Annotated in this window: 6 protein-coding genes and 3 pseudogenes; 4 read left to right on the top strand and 5 right to left on the bottom strand. The window is 61.3% G+C overall.

Features of this window, described 5'->3' with window-relative positions; all coding sequences use genetic code 11:
• The 3 genes and pseudogenes from NKH42_RS30860 to NKH42_RS30870 form a co-directional block, all read left to right on the top strand.
• Positions 1-309: pseudogene (locus NKH42_RS30860) on the top strand (hypothetical protein); the annotation flags it as partial.
• A gap of 9 nt (positions 310-318) precedes the next feature.
• Positions 319-1026, top strand: coding sequence for an SOS response-associated peptidase (locus NKH42_RS30865; RefSeq protein WP_352509959.1), 708 nt, complete (start codon positions 319-321; stop codon positions 1024-1026).
• A 206-nt stretch (positions 1027-1232) separates the two neighbouring features.
• Complete coding sequence (locus tag NKH42_RS30870; protein WP_352509958.1) at positions 1233-1562, top strand: hypothetical protein; 330 nt, start codon at positions 1233-1235, stop codon at positions 1560-1562.
• A 172-nt stretch (positions 1563-1734) separates the two neighbouring features.
• Here NKH42_RS30870 and NKH42_RS30875 read toward each other — a convergent pair whose 3' ends face one another.
• The 5 genes and pseudogenes from NKH42_RS30875 to NKH42_RS30890 form a co-directional block, all read right to left on the bottom strand.
• Positions 1735-2034, bottom strand: a complete 300-nt coding sequence (locus tag NKH42_RS30875; RefSeq protein WP_254816945.1) for a DUF1236 domain-containing protein — start codon at positions 2032-2034, stop codon at positions 1735-1737.
• 407 nt (positions 2035-2441) lie between these two features.
• Complete coding sequence (locus NKH42_RS30880) at positions 2442-2774, bottom strand: hypothetical protein (RefSeq protein ID WP_352509956.1); 333 nt, start codon at positions 2772-2774, stop codon at positions 2442-2444.
• 207 nt (positions 2775-2981) lie between these two features.
• The gene (locus tag NKH42_RS30885; RefSeq protein WP_352509954.1) at positions 2982-3683 is read right to left on the bottom strand and encodes a hypothetical protein; all 702 of its coding nucleotides are present in this window, start codon (positions 3681-3683) and stop codon (positions 2982-2984) included.
• A 202-nt stretch (positions 3684-3885) separates the two neighbouring features.
• Positions 3886-4110 (bottom strand): hypothetical protein, encoded by a 225-nt coding sequence (locus tag NKH42_RS31365; RefSeq protein WP_352691978.1) that lies wholly within the window; start codon positions 4108-4110, stop codon positions 3886-3888.
• Positions 4062-4651 (bottom strand): annotated as a pseudogene (locus tag NKH42_RS30890) (IS701 family transposase); the annotation flags it as partial. The gene NKH42_RS31365 and the pseudogene NKH42_RS30890, both read right to left, overlap by 49 nt.
• Here NKH42_RS30890 and NKH42_RS30895 point away from each other — a divergent pair.
• Positions 4652-5070, top strand: a pseudogene (locus tag NKH42_RS30895) (IS5 family transposase); the annotation flags it as partial. It abuts the pseudogene before it with no gap.
• Between the last annotated feature and the right edge of the window lie 81 nt (positions 5071-5151).

Genomic DNA, 5151 nt, shown 5'->3' on the forward strand with positions numbered 1-5151 from the left:
CCCGATGATCTATGCACGGGACACAGCTTCTCGCTGATCCGCGATTTCTGCGAAGAGCGAGGGCTGGTCCCAATAACAAGGCAGGTGCAGGCGATATGGCCGGATCAGACATATGAGAACTGGCGGCTGTACTGCTTCGCCGACCAGGCGTCTGCACAGGCGTTCCTTGACCACTTCGGAGGCATCATGTTCGATCCTAAGCGTGATCGGGAAAACGGCAAGGCACGCGGTGTCTGGCGCCGGACTGGCGAATACAAGAGAACTCTCGATCTCGCGCCGCTGAGCGTTCCCCAGGCCCTGCGTAACTGAGGCGACGACATGTGTAACCTCTACAACATCACCACCAGCCAAGAGGCGATCCGCCAATGGACCGGAGCCTTGCGCGATCTCCTGGGCAACCTTGAGCCGTCGATCGACATCTATCCCAACCAGTTCGGCCCGGTCGTCCGCAATGCTCAGGACGGGACGCGCGAGCTTGCCAAGCTGCGTTGGGGAATGCCGACGCCCTTGGAGCGCGTCAAAGGCAATGCCGATTCCGGCACGACCAATATCCGCAACCCTCAATACGGCCACTGGCAGCAGTATGTCGGTATCGAGCACCGCTGCGTGGTGCCGGTGACGAGCTTTGCCGAGCCCCGCCCTACCCCAGGCGATAAGGACCCGGAGACAGGCGGCATACAGCGGAACTTCTGGTTCGCCCTCAGCGAGGACCGGCCGCTGTTCTTCTTCGCGGGCCTGTGGACACGCTGGCAAGGGGTCCGCAAGGTCAAGGAAGGCCCCGGCGATCATGAGCTTTATGCCTTCATGACCACAAAGCCAAACGCGTTAATCGAGCCGATCCACGAGAAGGCGATGCCGGTGATCCTGACCACGCGAGAGGAAGCCGAGACCTGGCTGACCGCGCCATGGTCGGAAGCGAAATGGCTGCAGCGGTCGGCGCCTGACGACGCTCTCGTGATCGTGGAGAAGCCGGCCACACAGATCAAAGTTCCGCTGCCGGCACCTGCACAAGGGTCGCTGCTTTGAAAGCATCCCCATGAGCGACGAGCTGATCCGCCTTCCCGGTGCAATAGAGCCCGTCACACGTCTGGGCGTTCAGCATCATAGGTGCGAGCATCCCGATTGCGGCAAGGATGCCGGATGGGGATTCGCGAAGCCGAGGCAGCCATCGCATTGGTTCTGTTTTGAACACCGCGCCGACGGCGAAGCATATCTCTGAGGAGCAATTCGAAATGATCAGCCCGCCAAGACGAAATGGCGAGTATGCCGACCGCGAGATCGATTGCCAGGAGGCTATGGAGCCGGGCTTTCAGGCGATCGTCGATTGCATGCTAGAGGCCGGCTGGACGCGCGGGGAGATCATGCGGTCGCTTCGGTGGCTGATCGCGGCCGACAACATGACGCAGAAGGAAAACGCCAAAGTCGAGGCGCAGCTCGCCATCGCGCGCGCGATGATGCGCCTTGACGATCGCCACCGCAGCGCCAGTATCCTGACGATGGACGAGAATTATATCTACGGCGAAGAACCGGCCTGCAGCTCGTACGCATGGCTATCGAGATGACCTGCCCGGCTGGCGTGCTGCCGAGCGAGGAAGCCGTGAACTGCCTCTACGGCCCGTTGCCGGCGCACGAGGGCGAGGCGTTGGCAAAGGCGATTATCGAGACGGTCGAGCGACTGACCCGGTCTATTGACGCTTTGCCGTCGCCATCCGGGCCAGCGCTCCCAAGATCAGATTAGTCGTAGACTTTGACAATCTTGCGTGTGCCGGGATCGACAAGGACGGTTCTGCCGTCGACCACAACGTAACGGTATTTGACGTTCGGGACCTCGTGAAGCTCGACGGTGTCTGGGAGGGGCGAGCCGATATTAAGCTCCACTCCAGGGATTTTCACCGATGCGAGCGGCTGCTTCTTCACGTATTCCTTGATGACGGTTTCCTGCTGAGGTTCGATGATCACGTCCTGAGCAGCAGCGGCACCAATGCCGGCCAGCAGCAAAAATCCCGCGGCTGCGGTGGAAAGATGCATTCTCATAGCTGTCTCCTTGTTGGAATTTGCCGGGACGCAATCTTCATCGCGCCAAGCTCACACAACGTGAGCCAACCAACGAACGTTCCTCGGCCGGCCTTAGGTCCTTAGACCGCCGGACCTAAGTCTGAAGCTCTAGACGTAATGGTCTGAACAAGGTGTCGCGCGGAACCGCGACATTCCTTGTCCCGTTCTTGCGAACTCATGGAGGAGAAACGGCCCATGGAAGATAGTGTCCACCAAGCCCGCTGGTTGCTTGCACCGGTGTTCGCGGTCTCCATTACATTTTTGGTGATAGGAATGGTCGCCAGCTGAAAAACGACACTCCAGCCCAAAGTCAGTATCTGCGCATAAAAAGTCCCTTCATGCGCTGATAGGGTCCGCCGGCCTTGCTGGATTTGGCAGGCGGACCCTTAGTTCCCCGGATGCTTCGGATCGTCGCCAAAGCCCAGCAGCGAGGCATGGCGTATATATTTGTGCTCGCCACGAAGGTGCTTGATCCGCAGCTTCACGCTAGGCTCAACCCACTGCGTTGCCGGTCGCTTCTTGACACCCTCCGACGGCGCGCCGGCATGTTCCTGGACCCGTTTCCACAGCCGTTCCTTCCTGTCGCGCCCCAAGCTGATGAAGGCTGAACCGACATATTTTCCGGTACCGGGCTTCGCCAGCAAGGCGAATGCCGCCTTGCCCGGCTCGCGCTCGACGCCCATCATGCGCTCGATCGCTTGGTTGCGCTCCTTTGCCAAGCGATGCGCGGCCCGTAAACGCAAAAAAGCCCGCCGCACCTTTCGGCGCGGCGGGCGATGATTGCTGACCTCACAGATGATAGAGTGCAGCGACCTTGATGCAGAGAAGCCCGCCACCTTGCGAGTGACGGGCCCGGCCGCGAGGCCAGGAGAGTGCCTCAAAGCCTGCACGGCCGATTCGACGCTCCCGTTAACGCAGCACTCTCCTCAGCGGCGCGCGATCAGCAGGCAAAGCTGACGCAGATCGCTGTCATACGTCCCTTCGCTGCTGAGCACGTCGACACAGCGCTTTTTCATGCGCGTCAGTTGGCTGCTGGACATCTGGGCGACCACGGTCGGCAGGCCGGGAGTGCTGGGCGTCCCTGGTGTTCCAGGTGTCCCTGGCGTTCCGGGAGTGCCGGGAACGGTACCGCCACCAACGCCGACACCGGCGCCCACGCCGACACCACCCGTGCCCCCCACATTGACGCCTACGCCCGCTGTAGCGCCGCCCGCGCCACCGACATTCGCACCGGCGCCAGCAGCGACACCACTCGTGCCGCCTAGGTTAGCACCCGCGCCAGCAGTGACGCCGCTAGTGCCACCTATGTTTGCGCCAGCACCGGCGGTGACGCCACTCCTGCCGCCAATGTTCGCGCCGGCTCCGGCGATAATGCCCCGACTGCCGCCTATATTAGCGCCTACACCGGCATTGACTCCACTGCGACCACCAATCGAGGCGCCGGCCCCCGCGTTGATGCCGCCACTGCCGCCGATTGAAGCGCCGAGACCAGCCTTGATGCCGCCGGTCCCACCAATTGCTACGCCTGCACCGACGCCAACGCCGGCTGCGCTGGAGGGGAAAGATAAAGATAAAACCAGTGCACCACTGGCCAAAGCCGTGGCGAAACTCTTAAGGACATTTGCCATGACACTCTCCTTTATCTATTGCGTCTCACCAGCAGAAACGATGACTGCTACTGCACTGACAACGCACTCAGAGAGATTTTTGACTTACTTGATCCCAGGTATGTTGCGATCGTGGCTTACGAGGAGCAAATTATTCTGAATCAATTTGAAAAAATTGCGGTACACCCCGGTGGGTAGGTCCAGACGCATGGCCGATCTAGTACTACAGTTGCAGATGCCGATGCCGTTTGTAGTGACAGATGGTGGCCGCAGCCTGATGTCGTCGTCGCCATAACGACCAGGCGATGATGAAGGGCTTTTGTGTCGGTGGGAAGATGAGGATCCGGGCGAGGAGATAGCGGATCTCGGGGACGCTCGGGACGAGCGCAGCCATCCGGATCAGGCGGCGATTGGCTCCTTTGGACTCGTTTCGTTCGGTTTGCTCCATGCGCTGCGGCGAAGATCAGCCGATAGCTTCGAGAGGAATGCCAGGGCGGCCATGCACAGGCTCATATGGCGATGCCATCCGTGCCAGGACTGAGCCTCGCAATGATCAAGTCCGAGATCATCCTTGGCGCCCTCAAAACACTCCTCGATCGCCCAGCACAGGCCGGCCACTGCCGCCAATTCGGCCAAGGAGGAACCGGGCCGCGGGGCGAAGACCAGGTAGTAGGCTTTTTCTCCGGATGTCGATCGCTTGCGGCGGACGAGAAGCCAATGCTCGAAGCCGCCTTGACGTCCAAGGGCGGCGGATGCGTGCCCCGTCGTAGAGCCGAGGGCCTTTGGCGCCTTCACCTGCCGCATGACAGACCCAGTCGTCGGGCTCGAACTCGCCGGCCAGTTCCTCGGGCGAGGTTCCTCAAACAGACGATCCCCTCCACGGCGCATGAAGTGAGCGCCTCGAACCGCCAAGACATAGGGCTGCTCGCGAGCTTCCAGCATCCGCGAAGGCTGCTGTCCGCCCAGTAGACAGCGTCGCCCAGAACGTATCACGCGGCGGGCTCACGACCAAAATCCACGGTCGTCGTCGACGGCATGGCCTCCCGATCCGGGTCGGCCTGACGGCAGGCCAAGCGCATGACGGGCAGATCGCCGACACGCTCCTCTCCCATCTCGGCCCGCGCACCATTGTGCTGGCCGACAAGGCCTATGATGCAGACCGCATCCGCGAGCTGATCCAGGACCAGGGGGCCACGCCCAACATCCCGCCGAAGAGCAACCGACGTTGGAAGCCCTGCTTCAGCAAGCGCCTTTACCGAGAGCGCAACCTGATCGAACGCTTCTTCTCCAAGCTCAAGCCTTCCGCCGCATCGCAACCCGCTACGACAAGCTTGCCGCCAACTTCCTCGCCATGGTCCAGCTCGCCTCAATGCGGCTGTGGCTGCGCGCTAATGAGTCTACGGCCTAGCACTACTTTGGCAGATTTTTAGCGGAGAGGGTTCTGCGGCAGTGGGGACAACGGATTGGGGGCGGCTGCGCGAGCGCGGTG

It is taken from the genome of Mesorhizobium sp. M1142 (assembly GCF_040318565.1).
In the GTDB taxonomy this organism is placed as follows: domain Bacteria; phylum Pseudomonadota; class Alphaproteobacteria; order Rhizobiales; family Rhizobiaceae; genus Mesorhizobium.